The organism is Burkholderia diffusa (genome assembly GCF_001718315.1).
GTDB lineage: Bacteria > Pseudomonadota > Gammaproteobacteria > Burkholderiales > Burkholderiaceae > Burkholderia > Burkholderia diffusa_B.
On sequence record NZ_CP013364.1, the window covers coordinates 495,323 to 511,894 of the forward strand.

Consider the following 16,572-nt stretch of genomic DNA (forward strand, 5'->3'; position numbering starts at 1 on the left):
GTTATGGAACCACCTCACGAACGCCGGACGGCCGCGGGAATGCGCCGCCCGCATCGAATCACTGCAAGGCACGGCATCGTGCCGGCGAAGCGCCGGTCACGCGCCCGCCGAAAACACCGGTTCGAGCGCGCGGTAAAGCGCGCGGAACGTCGGCCGCCGCGCATCGCGATACCACGCGTGCCGCGCCGGATCGGGCTCGCGCACCGCGACGACCGGCGGTTGCGGACACACGTCGTCGAGCGACGCCTCCGGTTCGAGCGCGAGATGCGCGAGCCGTGCGGCACCGAGCGCCGGGCCGACCTCGCCGCCCGCGCGCAATGTCAGCGCGCGTCCGCTCAGGTCGGCGAGCATCTGCGTCCAGTACGCGCTGCGCGAGCCGCCGCCGATCACCGTGATGCCGTCGGGCGCCAGTCCGGCCGCATGCAGCGCATCGATGCCGTCGAGCAGCGCGAAGCCGACGCCTTCGAGTGTCGCGTTCGCGAGATCCGCGCGCCGCGTGTCGGGCGTGAGCCCGTAGAACACGCCCTTCGCATTCACGTCGTTGTGCGGCGTGCGCTCGCCGCTCAGGTAAGGCAGGAACCACGGGCGCTCGGCACGCGCGTTCGTCTCGGCATCGGCGAGCAGCGCCGCCACACCGTCATAACCGGCCAGTTGCGCGGTGAAGTCGATGCAGCCAGCCGCGTTCAGCATCACCGACATCAGATGCCACGTGTCGGGCAGCGCATGACAGAAGCTGTGCACCGCCGATTCAGGGTTTGCGCGAAATCCGTCCGACACCGCGAAATACACGCCCGACGTGCCGAGCGACAGCAGCGCGTCGCCCGGTCGCACGATGCCGACGCCGACCGCGCCGGCCGCGTTGTCGCCGCCGCCGGCGACGACCGGGATCTCGCGCAGGCCGAGCTCGCGTGCGACGGCCGGCAGCAGCGTGCCGGCCACGCGGTTGCCCTCGAACACTGCCGGCATCTGCGCGCGCGCCAGACCGCATGCGGCGAGCAGCGTGTCGTCGTAGTCGCGCTTCGCGACGTCGAGCCACAATGTGCCGGCGGCATCCGACGGATCGGTCGCGAACGCGCCGGTCAGCCGGTAGCGCAGGTAATCCTTCGGCAGCAGCACGTGGGCAATGCGAGCGAACACGTCGGGCTCGTGGCGACGCACCCAGAGCAGCTTCGGCGCGGTGAAGCCCGGCATCGCGCCGTTGCCCGTCACCGCGCGCAGCGCGGGTGCGAGCCGCTCGAGTTCCGTGCATTCCGCATCCGCGCGGCCGTCGTTCCACAAGATCGCGGGGCGCAGCACGTCGCCGCGCGCATCGAGCAGCGTCGCACCGTGCATCTGGCCGGTCAGTCCCAGCGCGGCGATGTCGCGCGGATCGATGCCGCCCGCGCGCGCTTCGTCGACGAGCGCGGCCAGCGCGCCGCACGCGGCGTCCCACCAGTCGCGCGGCGCCTGTTCGGACCAGCGCGGCCGAGGCCGGCTCACCGTCAGCGGGCGGCTCGCGCTCGCCCGCACCGCACCATCGCGGTCGAGCAGCACCGCCTTCACGCCCGACGTGCCGAGATCGAGTCCGATGTACATGGCGTCAGCGCAGCCCGTAGATCGCCTGGTTCACGATGTTCTCGAGCCGCTCCTGCGCGCCGCTCACATGTCGCGGGTCCACGCCGCGTGCGAGCGCGTCGTCCGCGAGCGACTGCAGCGTATAGCCGCCCGACAGGATCTTGCGGCCGAACGCGTCGTCCCACTGCGCGTAGCGCTGCCGGCGCAGCGCGTCGAGCCGGTCGTTCTCGACCAGTACGGCAGCGCGTTCGAGCGCGAGCGCGAGCACGTCGATCGCACCGACGTGGCCGTAGAAGAGATCTTCCGGATCGATGCTCTGGCGCCGCACCTTCGCGTCGAAGTTCATCCCGCCGGTCGTGAAGCCGCCGTGACGCAGGATCTCGTAGAACGCGAGCGTCAGTTCCTCGACGCTGTTCGGGAACTGGTCGGTGTCCCAGCCGTTCTGCGGATCGCCGCGGTTCGCGTCGACGCTGCCGAACACGCCGAGTGCGAACGCGTTGGCAATCTCGTGGTGGAACGAATGGCCGGCGAGCGTCGCGTGGTTCGCCTCGATGTTCACGCGAATCTCGTTCTGCAGTCCGTACTGCACGAGAAAGCCGTGCACGGTCGCGACGTCGTAGTCGTACTGGTGCTTGGTCGGTTCCTGCGGTTTCGGCTCGATCAGCAGCGCGCCCTTGAAACCGATTCGATGCTTGTGCTCGACGACCATCGACAGGAAGCGCGCGAACTGGTCGCGCTCGCGCTTCAGGTCGGTATTGAGCAGCGTCTCGTAACCTTCTCGGCCGCCCCACAGCACGTAGTTCTCGCCGCCGAGCCGATGCGTCGCATCGAGCGCGTGGCACACCTGGGTTGCGGCCCACGCGAACACGTCGGGGTTCGGGTTCGTCGCGGCGCCCGCCGCGAAGCGCGGGTGCGAGAACAGGTTCGCCGTGCCCCACAGCAGCCGCACGCCGCTGGCCTGCTGGCGCTCGCCGAGATAGTCGACCATCCGCGCGAAATTGGCCGCGTACTCGCGCAGGCTGTCGCCCTCCGGCGCGACGTCGGTGTCGTGGAACGTATAGAAAGGCGTGCCGAGCTTCGTGAAGAACTCGAATGCCGCATCGGCCTTCATGCGCGCACGTTCGAGCGCGTCGCCAGGCTGCTGCCACGGCCGCTGGAACGCGCCCTGCCCGAAGATGTCGTGCCCCGGCCATACGAACGTGTGCCAGTAGCAAACCGCAATCCGCAGATGCTCGGCGAGCGTCTTGCCGAGCACGCGCTTCTCGCGGTCGTAATAGTGGTAAGCCAGCGGGTTGTCCGACTGCGGACCTTCGTAGCGAATCGAGGGAATGTGTTCGAAATACGACATGGCGTCTCCGTGCTGGGTCTTGTTGCAGCGCAACGCACGTCGCGACGACGACGCACGCGGCCGAATCCGGTTGGCTGGATCGTGCCCGCGCGCCTGCCGGCCGGCAATTGCGAAATTGCGCAGCACGCTTAACGTTTCTTGCCAGCCGCTGCGCGCGGCCTGCGTTCCGTCCTACAATCGCCGGACACCAGAGAACCGCGCGGCACCGCCCGCGCGCCCCGGAGACAACGGCGAGACGCCCGAGCGACGCCCCGCCACGAGACCGACATGACCCGTGCCTCTTCCGCCCAGACGCCGCACCGCATCGCGCTGCTGTTCAACGCGAACAAGGTCTACGACCGCGAGATCATCAGCGGCATCGGCCAGTACCTGCACACGACGCGCGTCGTGTGGGATCTGTTCCTCGAAGACGACTTCCGCTGCCGGCTCGCCGGCATCGAACGCTTCGACGGCGACGGCATCATCGCGGACTTCGACGATCCGGCCGTCGCCGACGCGCTTGCCGGTTCGCCGCTGCCGATCGTCGCGGTCGGCTCGTCGTACGAGGATCCGGCGCAGTACCCGGACGGCGTCCCATATATTGCGACGGACAACCCGAAGCTCGTGTCGCTCGCCCATACGCACCTGATCGGCGCAGGGCTCGCGCATTTCGCGATGTACAGCCTGCCGGTCGCGCAGGAGAACCGGTGGGCGCAGCAGCGCGAGCTCGCGTTCGACCGGCTCGCGCGCGCGGACGGGCTCGACGCGCCGATCTACCGGGGCGTGTCGACCAGCGCGTCGGGGTGGAATCATGCGATCGAGCAGCTGATCGACTGGCTGCATGCGCTGCCGAAGCCGGTTGGCGTGATCGCGGTCACGGATGCGCGTGCGCGGCATCTGCTGCAGGCGTGCCTGCTGGCCGGCATCGCGGTGCCGGAACAGGTCGCGATCATCGGCATCGACAACGATCCGCTCACGCGCACGCTGACGCGCATTCCGCTGTCGTCGGTGATCCAGGGCACCGAAGAAATGGGCCGCACCGCCGCGCACCTGCTGCACCGGATGTTGCGCGGCGCAAGATTTCCCGGGCAGCGCATCCTCGTACCACCAGTCGGCATCAACGTGCTCGAATCGACGCGCCACCAGCCGCTCGCGAGCCCGCACGTGATGCGCGCACGGCATTTCATCCGACAGTACGCGTGCCAGGGAATCAAGACCGAACAGGTCGCCGACTATGTCGGCGTGTCGCGTTCGCTGCTCGAAGAGCACTTCCGGCGCGAGCTGCAGCGCACCGTGCACCAGGAAATCCTGCGTCACAAGATCGAGGCGGCGCAGGCGCTGCTCGCCGGCCGCAATGCGTCGAGCGCGGAAGTCGCGATCCGCTGCGGCTTCACGTCGCTGCAATACATGTACGCGGTGTTCCGCCGCGAACTCGGCTGCACGCCGCGCGAATACCAGGAACGCGCGGCGTCGGCTCACTGAATTCACCGCCCACGAGCGACCCACTCATGCATATCGACACCGACTCCCCCCGCCCGGCATCCGATGTCGGCCGCATTCCGTCCGAACCGTGGGGCACGCTGCCCGGCGGCGATCCGGTGCGGCGCTACACGCTGCGCAACGCGCACGGGATGCGCGTCGTCGTCAGCGATCTCGGCGCGACCGTCGTGTCGTGGCTCGCCCCCGACCGCACCGGGCGCTTCGCCGATATCGTGCTGGCCCACGACACACCGGCCGAGTACGTCGAATCGGGTGCGTACCTCGGCGCGACGGTCGGCCGCTGGGCGAACCGGATCGCGGGTGCGCGCTTCACGCTCGATGGCATCGACTACACGCTCGACCGCAACGAGAACGGCAATCTGCTGCACGGCGGCGCCAGCGGCTTTCATCGCGCGCGCTGGGACGTGATCGACGACCACCGCGGGCTGACGCTGCGGCTCGATTCGCCGGAAGGCGATGCGGGATTCCCCGGCAACGTGAGCGTGCAGGTGCGCTACGTGCTCGACGATGACGGCACGCTGACGATCGACTATTCGGCCCGAACCGATGCGCCGACGCCGCTGAATCTCACGAATCACAGCTACTTCAACCTCAGCGGACGCGCGGGCAGCGACGTGCGCGGCCACCTGCTGCAGATCGACGCCGACGCGTTCGTCGAAGTCGACGACGCGCTGATCCCGACCGGCACGGCCGACGTGACCGGCACGGCATTCGATTTCCGGCACAGCGCGCCGATCGGCGCCCGGCTCGACTGGCCTCACGCGCAGCTCGCGCGCGGGCGCGGCTTCGACCATTGCTACGTGCTGCGCGACCCTGCGCGCGGCGTGCGGCCCGTCGCATCGATCTACGATCCGGAAAGCGGGCGGGAGCTCGCCGTATCGACGGATCAGCGCGGGCTGCAGCTTTATACGGGCAACTATCTGGATGGCTTGCGCGTGGCCGGCGGCATCCCGTGCGGGCGACACGCGGCGCTGTGCGTCGAGGCCGGGTTCTATCCGAACCAGGTCAACATGGACACGTTGCGCGACGAAACCATCCTTCATCCCGGTGAGACCTACCGCCAGACGACGCGGTATCGGGTGGGCATTCGGGCGTAGCGGCAGCGGATACGCACCCCGTCAGCACGGCCGCGCGGGAGACCACGGGGTAAATCGCGCAAGCCGGTATACCGGATCGATCCGGGCACCTTCCGCCCAAAGTTGGCCCGCCGCGTGAAGGCTTCGCCGGCGCACCAACCTGTGTCAGACTCGCACGTGCGATCGAGCGTCCGCGCGCGGTCCGCCGGCGATCGATTCATTCAACTCTTGCGGGTTTGTCACGGATGTCTGAAGAATACGAAGTTCATGGTCCTCACGACCATGCGATGGAGCATCACGCGCCACACGGCAACGATCAAGGTACGTCGCGCATCGCGGTGCTGACGGCCGTGCTTGCCTGCTTCGGAGCGATATCCGCCTACCAGAGCGGTGCCGACGAGAGCCTCGCGCTGCTCTACAAGAACGACGCCGCAATCCGGAAAACCGAGGCGGCGAACCAGTGGGCCTACTATCAAGCGAAGGGCAACAAGCAGAACCTCGCCGAACTCGGTGCGGCGTTGAGCCCGGACGCGTCGCCGCAACGCAAACGGTTCGAGACGGACGCCGCGCGATACCGCGCCGAAAAGGAGCCGATCCGCATACATGCCGAGGCGCTCGAAAAGGAAGTCGAGAAGAACAACGCGGCGAGCGAGGCGCGGATGCACCGGCACCATCGATGGTCGCAGGCGACGACCATCATCCAGATCTCGATCGCACTTGCGGCGATCACGATCCTCACGCGCCGTTCATGGATGCAGGGCCTGTCGATCGGCGTGGCCGCAATCGGCATTGTGATCGCGGGGTTGGCGTTCTTTGGCGTTTGATTGACGGCGAGGCCGACACGGTCTTCGCCAGATAGTAGGCAACGCACATGTTCTTTGCATCGGCATCCACGGCTGCGCTACGCTCGATTCCGCCTCGAATCGAGGCTGAAATTTAAGCGCTTAAACCGACGAAGCCCGCGATCCTGCGATCGATCGACCGGGCCCGATACTGGAGGATGACGATGAACAGACGATCGATGTTGCGCTGGAGTATCTCGACCGCGGCGCTCGCATGCGTCGACCTGGCCGGTACGTTGCCGACCGTCGCGCAAGGCGCCGCGCGCGCCGCGGGCGCCCCGTTCGCGATGGGCGCCGACGTGTCGACGCTGCCGGAGCTCGAGGCGCACGGCGCGCAATACTTCGACCGCGGGCACCCGCGCGACTGCCTGAAGATCCTGCACGCGCACGGCGTCGATTCGATCCGCATCAAGGTATGGAACGACCCCGGCAATCCGGAATTCTTCCCGGCCAACCAGAGCGATGCGGCCGGCTACAACAACGCGGCCCATGTCGTCGCACTCGCGCAGCGCGCGGCCGCGCTCGGCATGCGCATCCTGATCGATTTTCACTACAGCGACTGGTGGGCCGACCCCGGCAAGCAATATCCGCCGCACGCATGGGCCGGCAAGAATCTCGCCGATACGTGCGCGCTGCTGTCGGCCTACACGACCGACGTGCTGCGACAGTTGCAGCGTGCCGGCGTGCGTCCCGAGTGGGTGCAGATCGGCAACGAGATCACGGGCGGCATGCTCTGGCCGCTCGGCCGCTACGATCAGTGGGACAACCTCGCGCAGCTTCTGAAGACCGGGCGCGACGCAGTGAAGGCCGTCGATCCGCGCATCAAGGTGATGCTGCACATCGACAGCGGCGGCGACAACGCGAAAAGCCGCTGGTGGTTCGATAGCGCGACGCAGCGCGGTGTCGCGTTCGACGTGATCGGCCTGTCGTACTACCCGCAGTGGCAAGGCTCGCTCGACGACCTGCGCAACAATGCGAACGACCTCGCGGTGCGCTACGACAAGGAACTGATCGTCGTCGAGACCGCGTATCCGTGGACCACCAGCGACGGCGACTCGGAACCGAACGCGATGACGAACACCGGTTCGACCGCGTTCCCGCCGTCGCCGGCCGGCCAGGCGCAGTTCCTCGCGGCGGTCGTCGATATCGTGAAGGGCGTGCCGGGCAATCGCGGCAAGGGCGTGTTCTGGTGGGAACCGGAATGGATCCCGACGCCGGGTGTCGGCTGGAAGCTGGGCGCGGGCGATCAATGGGACAACAACACGTTGTTCGACTTCCACGGCAACGCGCTGTCGTCGCTCGACGCGTATCGCCGGCGCTGACGCATTCGCAGTGTCACGGCATCACCGCACCGACGCATCCCGCGTCAGTGCGGTGCATCGAAGCGGCGTCGGGCAGACGCCGTCATGCTGCTTGTGCCATTCGCACCGCCCCGTTCGCCGCGCGCGTCCCGGCCGAGCAACACGAATGCGACGAGCGCGAGCCCGCAGCACCCCGCGAACGTCGCGCGATAACCGAACAGATCGACGCACGCGCCCGACAGCACGCCCGATGCGATCGAGCCGACGCGTGCGGTGCTGAAGAACATCGCGGTCGCGGTGCCGGGACGCGTCGGCATCAGGTCGCACACGCGCGTCATTCCGAGGCACGACGTAATCGCGACCACGCATGCGCTCAGCAGTTGAAGCGGCAGGATCATGTTCACGCGCGTCACGGCAGCGAGTCCGATGAAATACACCGCATGCACGGCCGCGCACGCAGTCAGCCAGCGCGCCTTGTCGAGCCGCGTCGATCGGATGCCGAGCCAAAGCATCATCGGAATCTCGAGCAACGCGGCAAGCCCCAGCGCGGCCGATACGTTGCCCGGCGATCCGCCGAGCCCACGCACGATGTACAGCGGCAGCACGATCATCGTCGCGTTCGCCGCGAGTCCCATCAGCGTGAGCGCGACGAGGGTGCGTCGCACGCTTGCGCGCGGTGCGACGACGATCTCCGCACGGGTATCGTCGGGTAGCGGCGCAGCGCGATCCACAGCGCGCGCATGCGCCGCAGCCGGCCGCCGCGCCGGTTCGGGAATCTGCGCGACGATCGCCGCGCATCCGACAAAACCCGCGGATGCCGCGAGAAAAAGCCCTGTAAAACCCGTCTGCGCGAGGATCAGCGCGCCGAGCGCGGGACCGAACACCCACGCAACCGACAGCATCGTGCGCAGCGCCGCCGACGCCAGTTCGCGCTGTGCATCGTCGTCGACCGGCAGCACCGCGCGCGCGAACGCGAAGATCTGCGACAGCGACACGGCCCCCGCGCCGAGCAGGATCGTGCCGGCCGCGATCACCGGCCCGTGCGCGCGCAGCACGCACAACAGCGCGAAACCGAGCGCGGCGGCCGCGAGCGAGACGACGAGCAACGGCCTGTGGCGATCGCGGCGATCCGACCAGCGCCCGGCCCACGTGCTGGCGACGACACCGCTCGCCGCGATCAGCGTCATGAAGATGCCCGCGAGAAACGGCGACATCCCCGCCGCCTCCACGCCGAACAGCGACAGGTACGGCGCCGTAAACGACATCGCGACGCCAAGCATCAGCGCCGCGGCGGACAGCGGCAGGAAATGCGCGATCCCGGCGAGGCGCGCGAAATGCGACTGTAGCGACCGCGGCGATTGCATCGCGTCAGTCCGGCTCGACCCATGCGGCGACGTCGACCGCGCCGAGTTCCGGGCCGCCGAGCACGAAGCGCGCACCGTCCGGCGCCGGCAGCGCGCACGGCGCGTCGCCATAGTTGAGCGCGAACACGACACGCCCGCGCCGGCGCAAGCGCACGCCGTCCGGCAATGCACGCACCGGCAGTCCGGCGTCACGCGCGCAACGGGAGACGATCGCACGCAACAGCGCGTGGTCGAAGCAGGCGGTCGCCATCGTCACGCGGCCGCGCCGCACGAGCGCGGGTACGCCGTCGTCGCATGCCGCGAGCACATCGATGCCGGTCGCCGATTCCATGTCGACGTGATCGCGCCATTTCAGCACGTGGCCGTCGACGCCGTCGAACGTGACGCGCGGCTTGAGCGACGGCCGCAGCGACTCGACCTGGCCGATCCGCACCGGCAGCACGTCGCGCAGCTTGCCGGGCGCGAGCCCCGGCGCGATCGCGAATTGCGCCGTGCGCGAGCCCGTGCGCGGCCCGAACAGCCAGTGCGCATCGCCGCGCGCGGCCTGCTCGGCGATACGATCCGTGACGACCGGCAGCGTCGGCGCGACGACGAGTGCATAACGCGACACGTCGGCATCGGCCGCGACGATGTCGACGTCGAGGCCGAGTTCGCGCAACGCGCGATACCAGTCGAATGCGTGCTGCTGGTAGTCGAAGTCGGCGCCGTGCGGTTGGATCCGGATCATCCAGTCGGCCTCGTAGTCGAACAGCAGCGCGACGCGAGCCGGCTCGCGCGCGCCGGTGACGAGCCCCACATCCAGCGCGGCCAGCTCGCGGGCGACGCGCGCGACTTCATGGCCACCCGGCGACAGCCGGTCGTCCGGCGCATTCAGCCCCGAGTGCAACTGCTCCTGCGCATGCGGATACTGCCGCCAGCGGAAATACGACACGAGTTCCGCGCCATGCGCGAACGCTTCCCACGTCCACACCCGCACCGCGCCGGAGTGCGGCACCGGGTTGTACGGCCCCCAGTTCACCGGCCCGGCCTGTTGCTCCATCACCCACATCCGCCCGTTGCCGACACCGCGATACAGGTCGTGCGAGAACGCCGAAACGTCCGGGTGGCCGGTACGAGCCCAGCGTCGCTTGTCCGCTTCGTCGAGCGGCAGCACTTCGGTGCGCGGCACCGGGTAGCTGTCCCACGCGGCGACATCGAGACCGCCGCGCGCAAACGCATGGTGATCGAACTCGGTGAAAAAGCCCATGAAGTTGTGCAGCACGTCGCGACCCGGCGCGTGCGGACGGATCGCATCGACCTGCACGGCGTGGAACCGCGCGACCTCGTCCGACTGATAGCGGCGGAAGTCGAGCAGATGTGCGGGATTCGCATCGGTCGGCGTATGGCGCGGCAATTCGATCTCGTCGAAACCGCGATATTCCATGCTCCAGAACACATTGCCCCACGCACGGTTCAGCGCGCCGATGTCGCCGTAGCGCACGGCGAGCCACGCGCGAAATCCTTCGAGCGCCGCACGCGTATAGCTCGGCAGCGTGTTGTGACAGCCGAGCTCGTTGTCGGTCTGCCATGCGATCACCGCCGGATGCGCACCGTAGCGCCGTGCCATCGCGTCCGCGATGCGCACGCAGTGTTCGCGATACACGGGGCTCGCGATGTCGTAATGGCGGCGCGACCCGAACTGCCACACGGCGCCATCCGCGCCGACCGGCAGGATCTCCGGATGGCGATCGACGAGCCATTTCGGCGGCGCGGCGGTCGGTGTGCCGAGCACGATCTTCAACTGCTGACCGGCGAGCGTGTCGATCGCTTCGTCGAGCCACGCCCAGTCATAGCGGCCAGGCTCCGGCTCCATCCGGCTCCATGCGAATTCGGCGATCCGCACGCGGCTCAGGCCCAGTTCGGCCATCCGCCTCGCGTCGCGAGCCCATTGTTCGCGCGGCCAGTGTTCGGGGTAATAGCAAACACCGAGATGCATCGTGGATTCCTTGCAGAAGAATGAGAATTGGACAGGTCAGCCTTTCGTCGCGCCGAACGTGAGCCCCGCGACGAAATGCTTCTGCATCGCGAAGAACATCAGCACCGACGGCAGCGCGGCGAGCACCGAGCCTGCCGACACGATGTTCCAGGCGGTCGTCCACTGCCCCTTGAGCGCGGCGACGCCGACCGTGATCGGCGCCGCGTCGTCGCCTTGCGTGAGGCATAGCGCCCAGAAGTAGTCGTTCCACACGAACGTGAACACGAGGATCGCGAGGGCGGCGAGCGCCGGCCGCACGAGCGGCAGCACGACACGCCAGTAGATCGCCCACTCGGACGCGCCTTCGACGCGCGCGGCCTCGATCAGCTCGAACGGCAGCTCGCGGATGAAGTTGCGCAGGAACAGCGTGCAGAAGCCGGTCTGAAATGCGGTATGGAACAGCACGAGCGCCCACACGGTGTTATAGAGGCCGACGCCGAGCATGATCTGCCGCACCGGGATCATCAGGATCTGGATCGGCACGAAGTTGCCGGCGACGAACAACCCGAGCAGCACGAGATTGCCGCGGAACCGGTAGTTCGCGAGCGCGTGCCCCGCGAGCGACGCGAGCAGGATCGACGCGGCGACGGACGGCACCGTGATCAGGATGCTGTTCGCGAAGTAATGCAGCATCGGCGTCTGCGTGAGCGCGGCGCCGTAGTTCTCGGCCAGCGCGAACTGCTTCGGCCAGTCCCAGTAGTGGCCGGCCATGATCTCGTCGGTCGAGCGGACCGACGTGACGAGTACCGCGAGCAGCGGCACGAGCCACAGCGCGAGCGCGCACGGCAGCGACAGCCGGTACAGCCAGCGGGCGGGACGTCCCCAGCGGGACACGGGCATCGGGTACATTTTCGCGGTCCTTACGATTCGACGCGCACCAGCTTGCGCAGCTGCCACACGATATAGACGAGCATGATCGCGAACAGCACGACCGCGATCGCGGCGGAATAGCCTTCGCGGTAGTACTTGATCGCCTGGTCGACCATGAAGTACGCGAGCACGGTCGAGCTGTCGAACGGGCCGCCGCCCGTCATCACGGAGATCAGGTCGAAACTGCGCAGCGCGCCGATCACGGTCAGCACCACCGCCATGAAGGTCGCGGGCCGCAACTGCGGCAGGATCACGTGCCACAGCAGCGTGAAGCCGCGCGCGCCTTCCATTCGCGCCGCCTCGACGATCTCGCCGTTGATGCCGGTGAGCCCGGTCAGGTAGAGGATCATGCAGAACGGAATCTGCGGCCACAGCGCGGCGGCGATCACGCCGTAGGTCGCATAACGCGGATCGCCGAGCACCGGGATCCCGTGCCCGACGATCAGCTTCAGCAGTCCGAACGTTGGATCGTAGAACCACGAGAACACCAGGCCGACGACGACGCCCGGCAGCACGAACGGCGCGAAGAACAGCGACTTCACGAGCCGGATCCCGAACACGTTCTGGTTCAGGTACAGCGCCAGCGCAAGTCCGAGCGGCGGCGCGGCGAGGAACAGCACGAGCCACAGCACGTTGTTCCTGAGCGCGACGTAGAACGTATCGGACTGCAGCAGCTCGCGATAATTGTCGAGCCCTGCGTAGGTCATCGGCGTCATCCCGTCCCAGTGATGGAAGCTCAGCCAGATGCTGCTGACGATCGGATACAGCACGAACACGGTGAAGAGCGCGAATCCCGGCAGCACGAACAGCAGCGCCGCGCGGTTGCGCCGGCGCGCAAGAGACGCACGCGCATGCCGCCGCGGGCCGGCTTCGCGGCGCACGGCGCTTTCGGACAAGCTGGTTGACATGAGGTGACCTTCGACGAAACGGACGTAACTGACGAAACGGGCGCGACGGTGACGCCGACGCGCCGGGCCGGGCCGGTGTTCGCCGGCCCGGCGCGCGGTGCATCACTTCCGATAGATGCGCTTGCGAGTCTGCTCAAGCCGCTGCAGGATCGCGTCGAGCTGCGTCGGGTCGGACAGGAACTGCTGCATCGCCTTCATCCCCTCGTCCGCCATTTCCTTCGTCATGTCGCGGTCGTAGAACTGCGCGATGCCGCCCGGCGTGGTCGCGAGGGTGCGGAAGCCGATCTTCGAGATCGGGTCCTGCGGCTCGGGCGCCTTGTTGTTCGACGGCAGTTGCCCCATTCCCTTCGCGAATTCGCCGTTGACCGCCGGTTGCCCCATGAACGCGAGCAGGCGACGTGCATCCGCCTTGTTGTGCGCCTTCGCCGGCACGATCATCACGTTGACCGGACCATCCTCGGCAAGCGGCACCGACGCGTCGATCACCGGGAAGCGGAAGAAACTGATCGGGTTGCGCGTCGCGCTCAGCAGGCCCGCTGAATACCAGGTGCCCATCAGCGTCATCGCGGCCTGGCCGTTGACGATCAGCGGGCTCAGCGAATCGACGTCGTAGGACAGCGCGTTGTCGATGAAATACTTGTCGTCGATCAGCTTCTTCCATGCCGCGTACACGGCCCTCACGCGCGGATCGGTATACGCGACGTCGCCGGCCATCAGCTTCTGGTGGAATGCGTAGCCGTTGATCCGCAAGTCGAGGTAGTCGAACCACGCGGCCAGCGTCCACGCATCGCGCGCGGCGACCGCGATCGGCGCAATGCCGGCCGCCTTCAGCTTGCGGCATGCATCCAGAAACTGCGGCCAGTCGGCCGGCTCGCCGTGAATGCCGGCCTTCTCGAACAGGTCCTTGCGGTAGAACAACCCATATGCGTCATAGCCGAGCGGCAAACTGTAAAGCTTGCCGCCGTAGGTCGACGACTGCTTGACGGCCGCATACGTGTCGTACCAGCCGTTCTTCTGCCAGTCCGCGCTCAGGTCCTCGATCAGCCCGCGTTTCGCGAAATACGCGAGCCGCTCGCCGTTGTTCCAGCTCAGCACGTCGGGCGGATCGGTCGCGAGCCAGCCGGACATCTGCACCTTGTACGCCTCCTCGCCGACGTAGCTGATCTTCAGGTCGACGTCGGGATTCGCCTTGTGGAACTGGTCGAACACCGCTTGCCACGTCGCGCGCTGGTTGCCGCGCGCGGCGACGTTCACCTTGAGCGTGCCCGCGTCGGCCGTCTGCGCAGTGAACGCGGCGGCAATAGTCAAGGCAAGCAGCAGTCGGCTCGCACGAAGTCTCATCGTTGTCTCCTGGTATTGGTGTGATGGGTGCCGCATCGCGCGGCAGGTCGGCATTGCACCGCTATGCGAACGCCGCTTCGGCGTGGATGGCCGGCAATGCGATGCCGGCCTCGTCGAACACGTGACAGCGCGACGGCGACATGCGAAACGCATGCCGCTCACCGCGCCGCAATGCGGCCTGGCCCGGCAGTTTCGCGAGCAACGGCATGCCGCCTGGCTGGTCGAGATGCACGTAGGCGGCTTCGCCGAGCTGCTCGACGAGCGCGATGTCGCGGACGATTGCCGGCTGGTCGGCATCGCCCGACGCGGCAACCGTGAGATGCTCGGGACGAATTCCGAGCGTCACGCGCGCACCGCTGCCGACGTGGCGCGGCAGCGGCCGATCGCGTAGCGTCAGCGTTTCGCCGGTGCCTTCCAGCCGCAGCCGGCAGCCGTGCGCATCGCCCGCTTCGACGACGGCCGGCAGGAAGTTCATCCGCGGCGAGCCGATGAAGCCCGCAACGAAGCGGTTGGCCGGCCGGTGATACAGCTCGAGCGGCGCACCGGCCTGCGCGATGCTGCCGAAGCGCGCGACGTCGTCGCCCGCGTGCAGCAGCACGATCCGGTCGGCCAGCGTCATCGCCTCGATCTGGTCGTGCGTGACGTAGACCGAACTCGACTGCGTGAAGCGCGCGTGCAGGCGGGCGATTTCGACACGCGTCTGGCCGCGCAGCGTCGCGTCGAGATTCGACAGCGGCTCGTCGAACAGGAACACGCGCGGCTCGCGCACGATCGCGCGGCCGATCGCGACGCGCTGCCGCTGGCCGCCCGACAACGCCTTCGGCTTGCGATCGAGCAGCGCTTCGAGTTGCAGCACGCGCGCGGCTTCGGTCACGCGACGCCGGATCTCGTCCTTCGGCGTGCCGGCGATGCGCAGCCCGAAACCGATGTTGTCGAACACGGTCATGTGCGGAAACAGCGCATAACTCTGAAACACCATCGCGACGCCGCGCTCGGCGGGCGGCGTGTCGTTCATCCGCGCGCCGCCGATCCGCAACTCGCCTTCGGTCACGTCCTCGAGCCCGGCGATCATCCGCAGCAACGTGGACTTGCCGCAACCCGACGGACCAAGAAACACGCAGAATTCGTGCGACGCGATCTCGAGGTTCACGTCGCGCAGCACCGGCGCGTGATCGCCGTAGCGCTTCGAGACGTCCTTCAATGAAATGGCGGTCATCGCGCTCTCCTCTCCTGGTCAGGCGCTTCGGGTTACAAAATTTAAACGCTTAAATTTTGATGGTGCAATTCGCCCGGTTCGCCGTACCATGTCGTCTCCTTGATCTGATGTGTCGAGAAATTAGCGTATCGCCTGTCCCTGTGCAACTTGTGGGACGCACTCCCAGAATATGAGCAGATACTCTCACGCTTCCCTTTCCTCGCGCAGCGTTGCCCCTCCGTCCCGAGGCTCTATATGGTGACGCTCGCGCAAGTCGCGCAGCGCGCGAACGTCACCGCGGCGACGGTCTCGAACGTGCTGCGCAATCCGCAGAAGGTGAAGCCGGCGACCGTCGAGCGCGTGATGGCGGCGATCCGCGAGCTCGGCTATCGGCCGAACCTGACCGCACGGGCGCTGGCCGAGGGCCGCACGTCCACGCTCGCGTTGATGCTGTCGAACATCACGAACCCGTTCTATCCGGAATTCGTGCTGGCCGCCGAGCGCGAGGCGCGCAAGCGCGGCCATTACCTGCTGGTGTCCAATACCGACGATGATCCCGCGATCACGCGCAACTACCTCGAGCGGATCGCGGGGACGCTCGCGGCCGGCGCGATCGTGATGAACACCGATCTCACGGAAGCCGAACTCGCCGACATCGCGCGCCACGGCGCATCGATCGTGCTGTGCATGTGGGAACACGTGCATGCATCGCGCACGCTGCCGTGCGTGACCGTCGATTTCGCTGCTGCGGGCGCGCTGGCGGCCGCACACCTCTCCGGGCTGCGGCATCGCGCGTTCGGCGCGCTCGTCGGCAAGGGGTCGGGCGGTCCGCAGTCGATACGGCTGCGCGGTTTCGCGGACGAGCTCACGGCACGCGGCCATCGGGCCGACGCGCTGACGACGGTGTCGGCACATGATTCGATCGAAGGCGGCTACGAAGCGGCCACCGCGCTGTTGCGCGAGAAGCCCGGCCTCACCGCGCTGTTCGCGACCAACGACCTGATGGCGATCGGAGCGATGCAGGCCGCCGCCGATCTCGGGCTGCGTGTACCGGCCGATCTGTCGGTGGTCGGGATGACCGATATCCAGCTCGCGCACCAGTTCCGCCCCGCGCTGACGACGGTGCGGTTCCCGACGTCGCAGATCGCCGCGCGAGCGATCGCGCTGACGCTCGACATGATCGACGGCGTCGAGCCGGCCGCGGCCGTGCATACGATCGGAGCGCCGGAGCTCGTGGTGCGGGAATCGACGGCGGCGGCGCCGGATTGACGTACGTTGCG

At 67.6% G+C, this 16,572-nt stretch carries 13 protein-coding genes; 5 read left to right on the forward strand and 8 right to left on the reverse strand.

Translation table 11 applies throughout. From position 1 onward, the window contains the following. Positions 1-96 precede the first annotated feature (96 nt). A complete protein-coding gene (xylB, locus tag WI26_RS28950) occupies positions 97-1,575 on the reverse strand; it encodes a xylulokinase (RefSeq protein ID WP_069228121.1) in 1,479 nt (492 codons plus the stop codon). Between the two features lie 4 nt (positions 1,576-1,579). Then, positions 1,580-2,902: a xylose isomerase gene (gene xylA / locus WI26_RS28955; RefSeq protein WP_069228360.1), complete on the reverse strand. Its 1,323-nt coding sequence runs from the start codon at positions 2,900-2,902 to the stop codon at positions 1,580-1,582. Positions 2,903-3,169: 267 nt separating this feature from the next. Between xylA and WI26_RS28960 the strand changes: the two genes are divergently transcribed. The 4 genes from WI26_RS28960 to WI26_RS28975 all read left to right on the forward strand — a co-directional run bounded on the left by WI26_RS28960 (position 3,170) and on the right by WI26_RS28975 (position 7,621). Then, a complete protein-coding gene (locus tag WI26_RS28960) occupies positions 3,170-4,363 on the forward strand; it encodes a XylR family transcriptional regulator (RefSeq protein ID WP_069228122.1) in 1,194 nt (397 codons plus the stop codon). A gap of 26 nt (positions 4,364-4,389) precedes the next feature. Then, positions 4,390-5,478, forward strand: a complete 1,089-nt coding sequence (locus tag WI26_RS28965) for an aldose epimerase family protein (RefSeq protein WP_069228123.1) — start codon at positions 4,390-4,392, stop codon at positions 5,476-5,478. Between the two features lie 224 nt (positions 5,479-5,702). Further along, positions 5,703-6,281, forward strand: coding sequence for a DUF4337 domain-containing protein (locus WI26_RS28970; protein WP_059510516.1), 579 nt, complete (start codon positions 5,703-5,705; stop codon positions 6,279-6,281). A gap of 182 nt (positions 6,282-6,463) precedes the next feature. Then, on the forward strand, positions 6,464-7,621 hold the full coding sequence (locus WI26_RS28975; protein WP_069228361.1) for a glycoside hydrolase family 53 protein: 1,158 nt from the start codon (positions 6,464-6,466) through the stop codon (positions 7,619-7,621). Between the two features lie 44 nt (positions 7,622-7,665). Here WI26_RS28975 and WI26_RS28980 read toward each other — a convergent pair whose 3' ends face one another. The 6 genes from WI26_RS28980 to WI26_RS29005 form a co-directional block, all read right to left on the reverse strand. Next, positions 7,666-8,964, reverse strand: a complete 1,299-nt coding sequence (locus WI26_RS28980; protein WP_069228362.1) for a sugar efflux transporter — start codon at positions 8,962-8,964, stop codon at positions 7,666-7,668. A 4-nt stretch (positions 8,965-8,968) separates the two neighbouring features. Next, entirely contained in the window at positions 8,969-10,939 is a 1,971-nt protein-coding gene (locus tag WI26_RS28985) for a beta-galactosidase (RefSeq protein WP_069228124.1), read from the reverse strand. A gap of 36 nt (positions 10,940-10,975) precedes the next feature. Then, positions 10,976-11,827 (reverse strand): carbohydrate ABC transporter permease, encoded by an 852-nt coding sequence (locus WI26_RS28990; protein WP_059510518.1) that lies wholly within the window; start codon positions 11,825-11,827, stop codon positions 10,976-10,978. An 11-nt stretch (positions 11,828-11,838) separates the two neighbouring features. Continuing rightward, on the reverse strand, positions 11,839-12,756 hold the full coding sequence (locus WI26_RS28995) for a carbohydrate ABC transporter permease (RefSeq protein WP_059510519.1): 918 nt from the start codon (positions 12,754-12,756) through the stop codon (positions 11,839-11,841). 102 nt (positions 12,757-12,858) lie between these two features. Continuing rightward, positions 12,859-14,097 carry an ABC transporter substrate-binding protein gene (locus WI26_RS29000; protein ID WP_069228125.1) on the reverse strand — a complete coding sequence of 413 codons (1,239 nt, stop codon included), beginning with the start codon at positions 14,095-14,097 and terminating at the stop codon, positions 12,859-12,861. Positions 14,098-14,158: 61 nt separating this feature from the next. Then, entirely contained in the window at positions 14,159-15,313 is a 1,155-nt protein-coding gene (locus tag WI26_RS29005; protein ID WP_069228126.1) for an ABC transporter ATP-binding protein, read from the reverse strand. A gap of 234 nt (positions 15,314-15,547) precedes the next feature. Between WI26_RS29005 and WI26_RS29010 the strand changes: the two genes are divergently transcribed. Next, the gene (locus WI26_RS29010; protein WP_069228127.1) at positions 15,548-16,561 is read left to right on the forward strand and encodes a LacI family DNA-binding transcriptional regulator; all 1,014 of its coding nucleotides are present in this window, start codon (positions 15,548-15,550) and stop codon (positions 16,559-16,561) included. Positions 16,562-16,572 lie beyond the last annotated feature (11 nt).